Source organism: Streptomyces sp. NPDC050546 (genome assembly GCF_044457425.1).
Classification (GTDB): domain Bacteria; phylum Actinomycetota; class Actinomycetes; order Streptomycetales; family Streptomycetaceae; genus Streptomyces.
Genome location: NZ_JBITGX010000004.1, coordinates 540,474 through 554,836 on the forward strand (window position 1 = coordinate 540,474; position 14,363 = coordinate 554,836).

Annotated in this window: 15 protein-coding genes; 3 read left to right on the forward strand and 12 right to left on the reverse strand. The window is 71.8% G+C overall.

Annotated elements, in window-relative coordinates; all coding sequences use genetic code 11:
• Positions 1–30 precede the first annotated feature (30 nt).
• The 11 genes from ACIBK5_RS13445 to ACIBK5_RS13495 form a co-directional block, all read right to left on the reverse strand.
• The gene (locus ACIBK5_RS13445; protein WP_399019075.1) at positions 31–918 is read right to left on the reverse strand and encodes an FAH family protein; all 888 of its coding nucleotides are present in this window, start codon (positions 916–918) and stop codon (positions 31–33) included.
• A gap of 72 nt (positions 919–990) precedes the next feature.
• A complete protein-coding gene (locus ACIBK5_RS13450) occupies positions 991–2,136 on the reverse strand; it encodes a mandelate racemase/muconate lactonizing enzyme family protein (protein ID WP_399019076.1) in 1,146 nt (381 codons plus the stop codon).
• Positions 2,126–3,007: an alpha/beta hydrolase gene (locus ACIBK5_RS13455; RefSeq protein ID WP_399019077.1), complete on the reverse strand. Its 882-nt coding sequence runs from the start codon at positions 3,005–3,007 to the stop codon at positions 2,126–2,128. The genes ACIBK5_RS13450 and ACIBK5_RS13455 overlap by 11 nt, the downstream gene beginning before the upstream one ends.
• 46 nt (positions 3,008–3,053) lie before the next feature.
• Entirely contained in the window at positions 3,054–4,727 is a 1,674-nt protein-coding gene (locus tag ACIBK5_RS13460) for a GH3 auxin-responsive promoter family protein (RefSeq protein ID WP_399019078.1), read from the reverse strand.
• Between the two features lie 168 nt (positions 4,728–4,895).
• On the reverse strand, positions 4,896–5,090 hold the full coding sequence (locus tag ACIBK5_RS13465; protein WP_382489640.1) for a hypothetical protein: 195 nt from the start codon (positions 5,088–5,090) through the stop codon (positions 4,896–4,898).
• A complete protein-coding gene (locus ACIBK5_RS13470) occupies positions 5,087–5,773 on the reverse strand; it encodes a hypothetical protein (RefSeq protein ID WP_399019081.1) in 687 nt (228 codons plus the stop codon). The genes ACIBK5_RS13465 and ACIBK5_RS13470 overlap by 4 nt, the downstream gene beginning before the upstream one ends.
• A 308-nt stretch (positions 5,774–6,081) precedes the next feature.
• A complete protein-coding gene (locus ACIBK5_RS13475; RefSeq protein ID WP_399019082.1) occupies positions 6,082–6,888 on the reverse strand; it encodes a carbon-nitrogen family hydrolase in 807 nt (268 codons plus the stop codon).
• Positions 6,889–6,936: 48 nt separating this feature from the next.
• Positions 6,937–7,698 (reverse strand): SDR family NAD(P)-dependent oxidoreductase, encoded by a 762-nt coding sequence (locus tag ACIBK5_RS13480; protein ID WP_399019084.1) that lies wholly within the window; start codon positions 7,696–7,698, stop codon positions 6,937–6,939.
• Positions 7,699–7,741: 43 nt separating this feature from the next.
• Complete coding sequence (locus tag ACIBK5_RS13485; protein ID WP_399019086.1) at positions 7,742–8,353, reverse strand: TetR family transcriptional regulator; 612 nt, start codon at positions 8,351–8,353, stop codon at positions 7,742–7,744.
• A 242-nt stretch (positions 8,354–8,595) separates the two neighbouring features.
• Positions 8,596–9,564, reverse strand: coding sequence for an NAD-dependent epimerase/dehydratase family protein (locus ACIBK5_RS13490; protein WP_399019088.1), 969 nt, complete (start codon positions 9,562–9,564; stop codon positions 8,596–8,598).
• Positions 9,561–10,226: a ScbR family autoregulator-binding transcription factor gene (locus ACIBK5_RS13495; RefSeq protein WP_399019090.1), complete on the reverse strand. Its 666-nt coding sequence runs from the start codon at positions 10,224–10,226 to the stop codon at positions 9,561–9,563. Before ACIBK5_RS13495 ends, ACIBK5_RS13490 begins: the two co-directional genes overlap by 4 nt.
• A gap of 139 nt (positions 10,227–10,365) precedes the next feature.
• Between ACIBK5_RS13495 and ACIBK5_RS13500 the strand changes: the two genes are divergently transcribed.
• Positions 10,366–11,307: a ScbA/BarX family gamma-butyrolactone biosynthesis protein gene (locus ACIBK5_RS13500; protein ID WP_399019092.1), complete on the forward strand. Its 942-nt coding sequence runs from the start codon at positions 10,366–10,368 to the stop codon at positions 11,305–11,307.
• Between the two features lie 49 nt (positions 11,308–11,356).
• On the opposite strand, the gene ACIBK5_RS13505 is transcribed toward ACIBK5_RS13500, so the two are convergent.
• Positions 11,357–12,277 carry a LysR family transcriptional regulator gene (locus ACIBK5_RS13505; RefSeq protein ID WP_399019093.1) on the reverse strand — a complete coding sequence of 307 codons (921 nt, stop codon included), beginning with the start codon at positions 12,275–12,277 and terminating at the stop codon, positions 11,357–11,359.
• A gap of 116 nt (positions 12,278–12,393) precedes the next feature.
• Between ACIBK5_RS13505 and ACIBK5_RS13510 the strand changes: the two genes are divergently transcribed.
• A complete protein-coding gene (locus ACIBK5_RS13510) occupies positions 12,394–13,470 on the forward strand; it encodes a DMT family transporter (protein ID WP_399019094.1) in 1,077 nt (358 codons plus the stop codon).
• On the forward strand, positions 13,467–14,231 hold the full coding sequence (locus ACIBK5_RS13515; RefSeq protein WP_399019096.1) for a cyclase family protein: 765 nt from the start codon (positions 13,467–13,469) through the stop codon (positions 14,229–14,231). Before ACIBK5_RS13510 ends, ACIBK5_RS13515 begins: the two co-directional genes overlap by 4 nt.
• Positions 14,232–14,363 lie beyond the last annotated feature (132 nt).

Below are 14,363 nucleotides of genomic sequence, written 5' to 3' on the forward strand. Positions count from 1 at the left end.
CGACCGGGGCATGCCCCCGCCCACCGCCGCTCACGATCCCTCGCGCGCGGCGGCCGCGAGCGCCGGCGACGCACATCGCACGGTGTTCGACAGGGTGACCCCGTGGCTGGCGAAGTCCAGGGTGACGCGGTCGCGGTCGGCCATCCGGAAGCCGTCGTGGAAGCTGCTGCGGTCGGCGCCGATGTAGACGTAGTGCACACGGCCGGGGGCGAGCAGGGCGTCGTAGGAGAACAGTTCGGACATGATGTCGTCGAGCCCGTAGTGCAGGGCCTTGGTGCCGGTGGTGAACTCGCCCCGCCAGCACGGCTCGCCGTCCCGCTCGATCGTGACGTGCCCGGTGACGTGGCGCGGCGGTTCGTCGAGGAAGAGCCAGGGCGCCACCGCCGCGTCGCACAGCTTGGCGTACGAGAGGTGTCCCCGGTGGCGGCGGAAGCGGCCGATGTCGGTGAGGTCGTTGCCGAAGGTGTAGCCGACGTACCGGGGGACGCCGTCCGCGTCGGTGACGTAGACGAGGACGACCTCCGCCTCCTCGGTCAGCGCGACGGACCCGGCCGGTGCGCGCAGCTCCTCCCCGGAGGTCCTCAGCACATCGCCGAGGCCCTTGAGGAACCAGTTCGGCTGGGAGGGGGTGTCCGCGTCCACCTTGACGTTGTGGGTCTGCATGAAGCCGCCGACGACCGCGTCACCGAGGTGGTCGGGCAGCAGCGGCGGGCGGAAGGACACCGAGTCGAGTTCGCTCACGGGAACGGTCACCGTCTCGGAGGCGGCGAGGAGCACGGCGACGTCACCGCCCTCGGTGAGCAGCTTCCCCAGGTTCCGGTCCGTGAGCGGCGTAAGGCTCAGCGGCTGGTCTGCCTTGGGCAGTCCGAGGCCGAAGTAGCGGCCGCCCCGGTAGGTGCATTCGAACAGTACGGTCATGATGTTCCCGCCTTTCGGGCATGGGTGTGGTGGGGCATGTGCGTCGGTGATGTGCGAGTGGGAAGGGCCGGCTCAGAAGTTCTTCACGGCCCAGCGCTCCGCGCTCGCGGCGAGGTCCATGCCCCAGCCGGAGCCGTCGGCCGGTGCCAGCGTGTTCGTCTGGCGGTCGACGGCCGGGGGCGGGGCGACGATCATCTCCGGGAAGAAGCGGTCGGACTGCCCGGCCTCGACGGTGAGCGCGTCCGGGTGGCCGAAGGCCAGTGCCCGGCCGGAGTTGATGAGCGGGCCCACCTCGGCGACCTGGACCCCGAACTGGAAGCGGACGCCGTTCTCCCGGGCGTAGGCGACGAGCCCGGCGGCCGGCAGCGGCCCCCCGTTCTTCGACACCCGGATGTTGAACGCGTCGCAGGCCCCGGACTCGACCGCCGTACGGGCGTCCTGGGCCGTGCACACCGACTCGTCCAGCATGATCCGCAGCCCGCCGTCGCGGCGCAGGGCGCGCAGCGCCTCCCACGAGCCCTTGGGCAGCGGTTCCTCCACATAGTCGACGCCGGCCTCGCGCAGCCGGCGGGCGTGGTCGACCGAGTTCCCGGGCGTCCAGCACATGTTGGCGTCGACCATGACCGGTACGTCGTCGCCGATCTTGTCGCGGATCGTCCGGACGGTACGGGCGTCGTGCTCGATGTCGTCCGACGCCTTGATCTTCACGAAGTGGAAGGGGCCCCGGGTGGCGAGGAACTCCTCGGCGTCCAGGCTGAGGTCGAGGACCTGAGAGACGGGCAGCGACCGGCGCCCCTCGCCGGCCTCGCCCGGCAGCAGCTCCCGTCCGCCCACCCCCGTACGGCACCCCAGCCAGTCGAGGACCGCCGTCTCCAGCAGGCAGAGCAGGTTGTTGCCGCCGTCGATCCCGAAGGTCCGCGCGAAGCCGTCCCGGTGGAGCAGCCCCAGCAGTTCCCCCGGGTCGCGGCCGGTCAGCAGCGCGAACAACGCGTCGAAGTCGACCTGTTCGAGCGCCGTGCGCACACTCGCGGTGGTCTCCCCGGTGACGTACGACCGGGGCGCGCACTCGCCGATGCCGTCCACACCGTCGGCCGAGAGCCTCAGGACCAGGCTGTCGGACGTACGCCGCCGGGCGGCCGGATGGTCGAACGGCGTCCGCATGGGCAGCTCGACGTGGTACAGCCGGGCCCGTCCGGACCTCCCGGGCTCAGGCGCCACGGTTCACCCCCTGGAGCAGGGTGTACGTCGACGTCCAGTCGACCAGGTCGCCGCTGACGCCGGTGTAGAAGAGGTAGTGCTTGTCGGTGGGGAACTTCATGATCGAGCCGCGCCCGGACACCAGATCCTGGAAGACGGAGTGCGCGGCGTCGAGGTCCACGATCGGGTCGGTCATCCCGGAGACGAAGGTCGCGGCGGGCACCGCCGGGCTCAGGCGTCCGCGCGTCAGATAGAGCCGCTCCAGCTCCAGCAGCACCGCCCGCGACCGCCGCGTCAACTGCCGTACCGCCAGGTCGTCGTGGTCGATGAAGTGCTGGTACTTGACCTCGTCGGTGAAGTCGCCGGCCTTCAGCCCCGCGTCCCACAGCTCCTCGCTCCCGCTCGCCGCGACGGCCTCGCGGGTGTCCGGGTCGAGGGTCGCGTGCATCCGGCCGAGCCAGGACGAGCAGAACACGGCGGCGTCGTACGAGGTGGTGAACCCCTCGTACGCCATCAGGGCCGCCAGGAAGGAGCCGCCGAGGCAGTGCCCGAACAGGGACAGGGGTACGGTCTCGCCGATCATCTCCCGGACGAACGCGACGCCCTTCGCGTAGTCGCCCAGGACGGTGTCGACGTCCGGTATCTCGTGCCGCGGCCCGGGGCTGATGCCGCTGCCGCGCCGGTCGAGGACGAAGAACGCGATGTCGTTGTCGGCGAACTGCGGGCCCACTTCCCACAGCCACCCGGCGTGGCTCTGCAGTCCGTGGAAGTAGAAGACGGCTCCCTTGATCTGCTCCGGCCGCCACAGGTGCAGTGCGAGCCGGGTGTCGCCGCAGGGCAGGTCGATGATCTCGCGGCGGGTGTTCTGCGGGGGCCTGAGGGTCTCCAGCATGGTCAGCTCTCCTTGATCGGTAGTGATGAGTGGGTGAGGGGCGGTGTCAGTCGGCGAGGATCGCGTCGACGAAGTCGATGTCCTTCTGGAACGGCTTGTACTTGTACTGAGTGGCGTTGCCGCCCTGCCGCCGCGACTCGACGTACGCGGCGATCGCGCCCTGTGCCACGGTCCGCACCCGGAGCGCGGAGAGCCGTCCGCTGTCCCGCTTCGAGGCGTACTCGATGTTGATGACGGACAGTTCGCGGTCGATCGCCGCGGACAGCACCTGGTCGAGGTCCGCTCCGGGTTCCGGTACCTCGACGACGACGGTGTAGGACGGCGGCTCGTCCCAGCGCGGGCCGCACATGTACAGCCCGGTGTCGAGCCCGCTGCCCTCGAGCCCCTGCCGGATGGCCTGGGTGACCTGGCCCTCGGTGATCTTCTCGCCGGTGAAGGAGTGGAAGACGCCGTCGCGGTGGGTGAAGTGGACCCAGGGGGTGCCGTCCGCGATCCGGTCCACGCGGTAGATGTCACCGGTCCACAGCCGGTAGAGGCCGTTTCCCTGGGACATGATCAGGTGGTAGTCGCGGCCCGCCTCGACCTCGTCGTACAGCAGCGTCTCGACCTTCTCGCCGGCGTCGAGGAGCGCGCCGAGCGGTACGTCGGCGGGGACGAACTCGAAGTACGCCTGGCTGACGGCGAGCGGCTGGCTCTCCAGGGTGTCGTCCACGGGAATGGTGGTGACGCCCTCGGTCCCGCAGCTCATGAACGGCAGCTTGGCGACACCGGGCAGCACGGCGTCCAGACGCGGCCGGTACAGCTCGGCGGAGGCCGACAGCCAGCAGCTGTACAGCGTCAGCGACGGCCAGAGGTCCACGAGGCTGAACTCGCCCTTGCCCAGGACCTGTTCGAGGTGCAGCGCGGCCTTCTCGTCGGGCTCGGTCCACGGCCTGCCCTGGAGGGTGCCCTCGCGCAGGTCGCGCACCAGCTCGGCGCCGTGCTCGGCGATCAGGTCGCGCAGCGAGACGAGGGTGCTGGGGTTGATCGCCGAGATGTAGTGCAGGTCCTTGCCGACGAGATGCCGTACGCGGTGGTACATCCGCCCGGCGTGGCTGGTGGGCGTGTCGGGACCGAACCACGGCGACTCGTACCACGGCGGGTTCCAGTCCCGGCTGTTGATCTGCGGATGACGGTTGCTGATCGCCTGGTGCTCGACGCCGTGCACGAAGTCGTACACGTCCTCGCGGACCGTCTGGGTGTCGAGGGTGGCCCAGGGGTGGGCGAGGATCTCGGGGTGGTGTTCCAGGTAGGTGCCCCACATCGCCTTCATCGCGGGGATGCGGTACTTGAGCAGCCAGTGCAGTGTGTACGGGACGCGCTTGGGGGTGCCGGTCGTCCCGCTGGTCTTGAGCCAGCGCAGTACGGGGCTGCACGACAGGATGCCGCCCTTGGTGCGGGTCTCCCGGTCGATCTGCTCGACGAAGTCGTTGTAGCGCATGATCGGCAGCACCGCCCGGAAGGTCTCCGGCGCGGTGGCGACGGCGTCGTAGCCCTGCTCCTTCCAGTGCAGCGAGGCGGCGCCGATGTCGATGAGGTCGTCGAGGACACGGGCCTGGGCGGCGCCGGGGTCCTTCAGATCGGCGAGCAGGTTCTCGCGGGCCCGGAAGCACTCCTCGACGAAGGGGTCGCGCCGGTCCTGCCAGTGCTGCTGCCACTGCGATGTCGGGTACGTCTCCATGGCTGTCTCTCCTCAAGGGCTGTGGTCACGGCCTGATTTCGGGCATGCCGAAGGGCCGCGCGGCGGGGGCCGAACGGTGGTGTGTTCTATGAAGCGGGGAGGTCTCTAGGGGGGCGGTGCGGGGGAGGGTCCTTACGGCGTGAGGGAGGGGCTTTACCGCGTGGCGAGCTACGCGCCGCTCTCCCCGGCCGCGAGCGCGGCCAGCTCGTTCAGGTCGTACAGGGCCTGGCGTTTGGTCCCGTACCGGGTGATCTTGCCGCGTCGGGCCCACTGGCGGATCGTGCCCTCGCGGACGCCGAGGGCGAGGGCGGCGAGCGAGGTGGGGACGCGTTTGCCGCGCGGGGCGCGCAGGTCGTCGTTCATCCCGACTCCTTGGTCTCGAGCGTTGACTGACGGTGATTCATGAGAAGCCACTGGCGTGGCGAGAGCACATGTCCCGCGCCGCACATGGGTCCGCGCAGCACCAGGTCGTCGCCGCCGCGCCCGGGGAGTGACACCTCGGCGTCGCAGCCCGGCTCCACGCACCGGCCGAGCGGTACCAGGCCGGGCTTGGGCGGCGCGACGACGAGCCGCAGGGCGGTGGCGGTGCGGGCGATCTCGTCGGCCGCCGGGCCCGCGGCGGGGTGGGCGGCAAGGAAGTCGATGTGCCGGCCGAGGAAGGCGGCCAGCTCGGGGACGGTCCGCTCCGGCGGGGCTCCGGCGGCCGGGTCCTCGTCCAGGACGAGCCGGGTCCAGGAGGCCAGCCGGACGAGGGCGTCGTGCCGGGCGTCCAGCGCCGCGTCGCTCACGGGCGGCGCGTCCGGACGGTGGCCCGTGACCCGGGCGAGGCCCCCCTGCCGGGCGGGAAGTACGAGCCGCTGCTCACTCTCGTGGTGGAGCGCGGGCAGGGCGGTCAGATCGGCCGCGAGGGCGCGTTTGCAGGGACCGCAGAGCCGGGCACCGGGTGCGGCGGGCCTGCGTCGCAGACCGTCGGGACGGGCCGCACGGCGGCAGCGGTTCGACGAGCACTGCTCCGGGCGGGGATGCGAGGGGGTCGGGTCGGCCATGGTCACTGGTCGCCTCACCTTCAGGAGACAAGGAGATGCGGGGAAACGGGACACGGGGAGACGCGGCAATGGGAACCGCGGAAAACAAAAAAGCGCCGCTCGACGGCGACGCGATGGCAGTGCGAAGACTCCTGGAAGTGGGCAGACTGCCTCGCGAAAGAGTGTTACACGTCTGCTGTGTGGGCCGCAAGAGGCCACCGGAAAATATCCAACGAGTTTGTTTCGCCTGGTAGTTGGCCGCCCACAGACGACAGGTGCCGTCCGCCCCGGCACTCGCGGGGCGGACGGCACCTGTCGCCGAGGGCCGGTCAGGCCGGCGTCGGCACACCGAGAACACGGTCGCGAAGAGCGGGGAACTCGGCACGGGTCTTTGTGACCAGAGCCGGGTCGAGGTCGACGACGAGCGTCTCCTCGCCCGCCCCGGCCTCGGCGACGACCTCGCCCCAGGGGTCGACCACCACGCTGTGGCCCGCCAGTTCCACCCCGGCGTGCGTCCCGGCCGTCCCGCAGGCGAGGACGTACGCCTGGGACTCGACGGCCCGGGCGCGGGCCAGCAGCGACCAGTGGCCGCGACGGGCGGCGGGCCAGCCGGCCGGGACGACGAACAGCTGCGCGCCGGCGTCCACCAGGAGACGGAACTGCTCGGGGAAGCGCAGGTCGTAGCAGGTGGCGAGCCCCGCCGTCAGCTCCGCGGGGCCGCCGCCGTCCAGCGTGACGGTGACGGTCTCCTCGCCCCGGCCCAGCAGGGTGGCCTCGCCCCGGTCGAAGCCGAAGCGGTGGATCTTCCGGTACGTCCGGCGCAGCCGGCCGTCGGGCGCGAAGACGAGGGAGGTGTTGAACAGCGTGCCGCCCGGGCCTTGTTCGATGATCGAGCCCGCGTGCAGCCAGACCCGGGCCTCGGCCGCTGCCGCACCCATCGCCCGGGCCGTGGGCCCGTCCAGCGGCTCGGCGTGGGCGCGGAACTCCTCGAAGGCGAATGCGCCGACCGTCCACAGTTCCGGCAGGACCACCAGGTCGGCGGTGTGCTGTTCACGAACGAGATCTGCCACGCGGGCACGCCGCTCGGCGACGGTTTCGTCCGGTCGTACGGCGATCTGCGACAGCGCGGCGCGCACGGGGTCTCCTTCGAGGTGTGGTGCGGCCCCGGAGGGCCGGGGGTGGGGTCAGCGCAGGTGCGAGGCGCCGTTGACGTCGATCACGGCACCGCTGCACCACTCGGCCCGCTCACCGCTGAGCCAGGCCACGGCGGCGGCGACATCCGAGGGCGCGGCGATCCTGCCGAGCGGGCTCTGACGGCGCACCTGCTCCTCGACGTCCCCGACGAGCATGTGTTCCACCAGGTCGGTACGGACGAAGCCCGGGGCCACGGCGGTCACCGCGATGCCCAGCGGGCCCAGGGACTGGGCGAGCGACTGGGTCAGCGAGTGCAGGGCGGCCTTGGTGGCGCCGTAGGCCGGGGCGTCGGGTTCGCCCCGGTAGACGCCGCGCGAGCCGACGTTGACGATGCGGGCGCCCCGCGGGCCCTGTGGCCGCTGCCGGAGGTGGTCGACGAGGTGCCAGATCAGGTCGGCGGGCCCGAGCAGGTTGACGTCGACCAGGCGCCGCCAGTCGGCCTGCCAGCTCTCGTACGAGGTCGTGGCGACGGGCTGCTCGGCGTAGACACCGGCGTTGTTGACGAGGACGTCCACGGTGCCCAGTTGCCCGACGGCGGACTCGATGATCTCGCGGGCCGCGCCCGGTGTGCCGACATCACCGGTGATCAGGACGTGGCCGGTGCCGGGCAGGGCCTCCAGGACGGCCTTCGCGGCGGCGGAGTCGGCACGGCAGTGCACGGCCACGCGGTGTCCGTCGGCGGCGAGTTCGGTCGCGATGGCGGCCCCGATGCCCCGGGAACCACCGGTGACGAGCGCGCAGCGTCGAGTCATGGGATGAGCCTTTTCGTCGGATCGGTCAGAGAGAGCGGTGGAGTCAGGGCGACCGGAGGGGATCGGCGTGATCGGAGGAGGACGAGGCGCCGACCGGACACCCGAGGGGGGTGAGCACCAGGGCCCACAGGCAGTTCAGCTGGGCCTGCACCTCCTTGCCGGTGCGCCCCGAGCGCAGGGCCGCCTCCGCGCCCGCCGTCAGATAGACCGCCAGCAGTTCCAGTTCGTCGGGTGCGGGACGGGCATCGGCCGCTTCCCGGGCCGCCGCCACCAGTTCCCGCAGGGCTGCCCGCCAGACCGTGTGCCAGTGGGACGGGACCGCCCGTTCCCGGGTGAGCCGGGCCGCCGCGCGGACGGTGACCTCCTGCTCCAGCAGCCGGGCCACCTCGAGGGTGAACTCGGCGACCGGCGGGAGCGGTCCGGCCGGTTCGAGCCGGGCGAGCGCCTCGCCGGTGACGGCCTCGGCCTCACGGCAGACCGCGGTGGCCAGGTCCGCCTTGGCGGGGAAGTGGAAGGTGAGTGCTCCCATCGTCGCCCCGCAGGCCCGGTGCACGGCGGACAGCGAGGTTCCTGCGTACCCCTGCCGGTCGAACTCGACGGCCGCCGCCGCGATCAGCGCCTGACGGGTGCGTTCCGCTCTCACCTGCTTCACCATGGGCTTGACCTCTGCATCCATCACGGGAAATGACTCCCACGGGCCCGCCGGGGACGGGGGCTGGGGGACGGGGGAGGACGGAAGGCCACGCCCCCAGTCCTGTGAACGTACCGCCGCTTTCCCTCGCGGACGCCTTCCGTGCCCAACCCCGCAACCACTTGGCCAAGTCGGGCGCGCCCGCCTTGACTTCAGCCGAGGACCGCAACTCCAGCCGCCCCGCCCCGCCCGCCTCGACGGCGGTGTCACCCAGCGCTCAGCTGCTCCCGGTACCAGGCCGCCGCCCCGGCCAGCCGCTCCAGCGGTCCCGGCCCGGGGGCGCAGCCCGTGAGCCGCCAGATCTGCTCGCTCTCGTACCAGTGGTCCCGCGCCAGCAGGGCGAACTGCCGCTCGCTCATACGCCCCGGCGTCTCCCGCAGCCGCGCGAGGCACCTCTCCCAGTCCCAGTCGTCGGCGCCGGCCGGCGGCAGCACGTCCAGCTCGGCGAGCCTCGCCATGAGGTCGCCGCCCCGCACCGGCACCGGATGGCTGGCGTGGTGGACACCGGAGGCCACGGCCCCGCTGTCCGATGCCGTGACCAGGGCTGTGACGAGGCGGGCCAGGTCGTCGACGTCCACGGCGGAGAGCAGTCCGTGCCCGCCGTCCCAGCGGGCCGGCACCCGCTGGAGCAGTTCGCCGAGCGCGGGCACGACCCAGCGGTCCCCGGGGCCGAGGACCAGCCCGGGGCGCAGGACGACGGCCCCCGCGTCGAGCGCGATCCGCTCGGCGGTCAACCGCGTACGGCTGGCCGCCGACACGGGCGCGGGCACGACCCCGTCGACGGGGATGCCGCGGTGCGGACCGGGCCCGTACACCGCCGCCGTGGACAGGTGGACGATCCGCCCCACCCCGGCACGCCGCGCCTCGTCGACGATCGCCCGGGTGCCGCCGACGTTCGTCCGCTCGCACTCCTCCGCCCCGCCGGAGACCCGGCAGGCGAGGTGGACGAGGACGTCCGTACCGGTCGCCGCCCCATGGAGCGAGGCGGGGTCCGTCAGGTCGGCGCACACCCACTCCACGCCCGCCCACTCGTCCGTGCCGGCGGGAACGGCGCGGGCGACGGCTCGTACCTCGACCCGCCGCCCGTCGGCCCCGTTCGCGCGCAGCAGCCGGCGCAGGACCGCCCGCCCGACGAACCCGGTCGAGCCGGTCAGCAGCACCCGGACAGGTCTCATGAAGCCGCACCCTCCCCAGGCTCCGCCTCCACCAACGATTCCCCCGCGCTCTCCCCGTTCCCCGGGAACTCCAGCGAGGCGACGATCTCCGCCGGCGCGATGGCCGGCAGCAGACATCGCAGCATGTTCTCTATGCGCGAGGGCAGGTCGGACCGGTTGGTGGAGATCCGGGACATGATCTGCGTACCGGTGTACGAGGCGACGATCACCTGGGAGAACGCGGCCTCGTCCACCTCGGGCTTCAGCTGGCCGAGCTCACGTGCCTCGGCCAGATGGGTGCGGAACTGCTCGGACCACCAGTCGTAGATCGAGTAGTCGAGCAGGTTCACCTCGCTCTGCTCGACGGCGAGCCGGACGCCGGCCCGGAACAGCACGTTGGAGCGCATCTCCACGGCCAGGTACTGGCACACGTCGATCAGCTGCTGCAAGCCCTTCTCGCCCTGGGGCCACTGCAGTTCGGCGGCCTGGTCGACGATGACCGCGCGGGCCAGTTCTTCCTTCGACTTGAAGTGGAAGTACATGGCTCCGGTCGTCATGCCGGCTCTCTGCAGGATCGCGTTCAGACCCGCGCCGTGGTACCCGGCCTGGTCGAACACCTCCGCGGCCGCGTGGATGAGCGCGGCCCGAGTCCGTTCCGCGCGTTCCTGCCGTTGTCGTGCCATCGGCAGACTCCCTCAACCCGTAGACAAACAAAAAGAACGACCTCTATTTTATTCACGTCGGCGCCGTCCTGTCACTGCGGGCGCCTTCGCTTCACCTGCGCGTGCCCAGAAGAGAGTCACCGCATCAGGGGGGAACACCATGTCCATCAGCCTTGCCGAGCACGGCGTCGGAAACCGTTTTGAGACGGTTTCGTCGGTCCTCACGCACAAGACGAACCAGGACGAGGTGCTGCTGCGCAGCTGGCGGCGGACCGCGCCCGACGCCTTCACGGTCACGGCCGCTTGGCCCGCCACCCACCCGTTCTACGTCAACCGCCTGGGCCTGCACGACCCGTTGATGCTCAGCGAGACGGTACGCCAGACGCTGCCGCTGCTGTCCCACGGCGCCTACAACGTGCCGTTCGGCCACCAGCTGCTGTGGAAGGACTTCAGCTGGACGCTCGACCCGGCCGCCGCGTACGCCGACGGGGGGCCGGCCGAGCTGGAACTTCACATCGCCTGTGACGAGGTGACCTACCGTCGTGAGCGGGCGTCCGCGATAACCCTGAGAGTCGACGTCGAGCGCGACGGCAGCCCGCTGGCGTCGGTACGCTCGCGCTTCACCATCCAGGACCGCACCGTCTACAACCGGCTGCGCGGCCCGTACGCCGACGCGGCGGCGGCCACCGCGCGTGCCGTGCCGCTGCCGCCTCCGGCGGGCCTCACCCCGTTCGGCCGCGACCGCTTCGAGGACGTGGTGCTCGCCGCGACCGACCGGCCCGACCGCTGGCAGCTGCGGGTGGACACGACCCACCCCATCCTCTTCGACCACCTCGTCGACCATGCCCCGGGCATGCTGCTGCTGGAGGCCGCCCGCCAGGCGGCGCTGGCCACGGCCCACCCCGACACGGTGACGGTCACCGGCATGGAGACCGACTTCGTCCGGTACGCCGAGATGGACATCCCCTGCTGGCTGGAGGCGGAGCAGCTCGCGGACCCGGACCAGGTCAGGATCAGCGCCAGGCAGCACGGCAAGGAGATCTTCGCCAGCGTGGTGACCCTGGCCGCCGTGCCCGCCGATTCCACCGCCCACCGTGTCTGACATGTGCCTCTTCCGCTCTCTCCACCGACCCGCGCCCCAAGGGCGGTGGTCAGTCCGCCCCGGGTCCGCCGGGCGGGTCGGCGGTGACGGCCGCGTCCCGCAGCGCGTCCAGCAGGCCGCGCAGGGCGGGCTGTTCGAGGGCGGTCTCCCGCGCGGCCGCCGAGATCACCCGGATCGGTTCGGGGTTGCGGACCGGGCGTACGACGACGCCGGGGTGCTGGTTGCGCAGTCCAAGACCCGGCATCAGACCGACGCCGAGACCGGCCGCGACGAAGCCCTGCGCGGTGGCGTAGTCCTCGCTCTGGATGACGAAGTCGGGGCTGAAGCCGGCCGCCGCGCAGGAGTCGATGACGGGTTCGAGGCAGGGGCCGGGGGGCTCGCTGCCCACCCACTGCTCGCCGGACAGCTCATGGAGGTCGACGACCTCCTTGTCGGCGAGCGGATGACCGAGGGGCAGTACGGCGGCGTACGGGTCGTCGAGGAGGTGGACGAGCCGGAAGCCGTCGCCCGCGCGGTCATGGGTCCGGACGACCACGGCCAGGTCGGCCCGGCCCCGCACCACCTCCTGGAACGGGTCCTCCGGGTCGGTGAGTTCGAGGTCGACGCGGACGCCGGGGTGCTCGGCGCGGAGCCGGGCCAGGGCCGGAGCCACCAGGGTGGAGCCGGCCGTGGCGAAGTAACGGACCGACAGCCGGCCGGTGCGCCCGGCGCGGAGGTCCGAGAGAGCGGACTCGGCCTGGGCGACCGCCGAGCTGATCAGGGCCGCGTGCTCGGTGAGCAGCAGCCCCGCGGCCGTGGGGCGCACCCCTCGGCCGACCCGCTCCAGCAGCGCCGTGCCGGCCTGCTTCTCCAGAGCCGCCACCTGCTGGCTGACGGCGGACGGTGTGTAGCCGAGGTGGGCCGCGGCGGCGGTGACCGTGCCGCTGGTGACCACCGCGCGCAGGACCTGGAGCCGTCTCACATCAAGCATGTAGCTGAGCTTAACAGAATAGGTAGAACCATTTGCTTGTCCTCAAAGCTTGACTGAGGCACCTTCGTAGGGACGGGACGAGAACGCGGCTGGGCCCATGGCAGGGAGGAAACATCGTGAACAGCGGTACGCGGAGTCTGTGGGGCGGATTGCGGGTGGCGGTGCTCGCCCTGCTGTGGGGATCGACCTTCCTCTGGATCGAGCTGGCGCTGCGCGGGCTCTCCCCGCTCCAGGTCACGTTCGTCCGTTGTGCCCTCGGCGCGCTGGTCCTGGTCGTCGCCTGTTACGCGACGGGACATCGGATGCCCCGGGGCGTGACCGTCTGGCGGCATATCGCCGTCGCGGCCTTCTTCTGCAACGCGCTGCCGTTCGCGCTGTTCAGCCTGGGCCAGCAGACGGTCGACTCGGGTCTCGCCGGTGTCCTGAACGCCACGACCCCGCTCTGGTCGATCGCCCTCGGTCTGGCCCTCGGCTCGGAACGCGGACTGCGCCCCGTACGGCTGGCGGGCCTCCTGCTGGGCTTCACCGGGACGATCGTGATCTTCGCGCCCTGGCAGACGACCGGCGCGACCGGCTGGGGAGCCCTCGCCATCCTCGGCGCGGCCGCCAGCTACGCCGTCGCGTTCACGTACATGGGCCGCACGCTGGTCCGCAAGGGCAGCCCCACCCTCTCGCTCTCCGCCGCCCAACTCGTGGCGGCGAGCGGGCTGACCGCGCTCGCGATGCCGGTGGGCGGCCTGGAGTCGGTCGACGTCGGCCCGGCCGTCGTGACCGCGGCCGTCGTCCTGAGCGTCTTCTGCACGGCGATCACCTTCCACCTCACCTACCGGATCATCAACGACGAGGGCGCCACCAACGCCGCCGTGGTCGGCTATCTGCTGCCGGTCGTCTCCGTCCTGCTGGGAGCGGTCGTCCTGGGTGAGAGCCTCAGCGTGCGGGTGGTGCTGGGCATGGTCGTGGTCCTCGTGGGCGTCGGCCTGACACGGCGGAAGGCGGCGGCGACGTCGGCGGCGATGTCGGCTTCGATGTCGGCTTCGACGTCGGTTTCGGTTTCGGCTTCGGGGGACGAGGGCCGGGGCTCCGAGCGGCCGGCGGACGAGGCGGGGGCCTCGGGGGAGCGGGCCTCCAGCGACTCCGTAGAGCCGACAAGCGGTGACACCCCCGGGCGCGCGCTCCTGGAGAACGCACGGTGACCTTCGGCGGATCCGAGCCCCGGCTGTGGTCGGCGTATCGCGCGCTGACCGAGAAGGCGGTCTTCACCGACCTCACCCACGCCTTCCGGCCGGGGCAGCCGCATTTCCCGGGCTTCGGGGACGAGCGGCGCGAGACGCTCTTCGACCTGGAGCGCGGCGACGGTTTCACCGTCCACCGCTACACGCTGGCCGGCCAGTGGGGCACGCACGTCGACCCGCCCTCCCACTTCGTGGCAGGGGCCCGCCCGCTGGACCGTATCCCGGTCGAGGAGATGATCCTGCCGCTGGCGGTGCTCGACATCACCGCCCGGGTGGAGACCGACCCCGACGCCACGCCCACCCTGGACGACGTGCGGTCATGGCAGGAGCGCAACGGTCGTGTCCCGCCCGGTTCGTTCGTCGCCCTGCGCACCGGGTGGAGCCGGCGCTGGCCGGACCCGGTGGCGCTGGCCAACCGTGACGAGGCGGGCGTCAGTCATACGCCGGGCTGGTCGGCCGAGGTGCTGCGGTATCTGTTCGAGGACGCGGGGGTCACCGCCATCGGCCACGAACAGTCCGACACCGACCCGGGACTCGCCGGCTCCGCGGGTGACTACAGCCTGGAGGCGTACGTCCTGGGACGCGACCGCTGGCAGATCGAACTGCTGGCCAACCTCGACGAGGTCCCGGAGACAGGGGCCCTGATCGTCGCAACGTGGCCCAAGCCACAGGGCGGTTCGGGATTCCCGGCGCGGGTGTTCGCCGTACGTCCGGCGGAGTAAGCGCGTCCCGGCGGCGCCGTGGCAACGGCCGGGGCCGCCACCCCCCACAGGAGAGGCCCCGGCCGTCGCGCGGCACGGACCGCGCGGCGGCCCGTACTTCCTACAGCGCCATGTCTGCGTTTTCTGTCACAC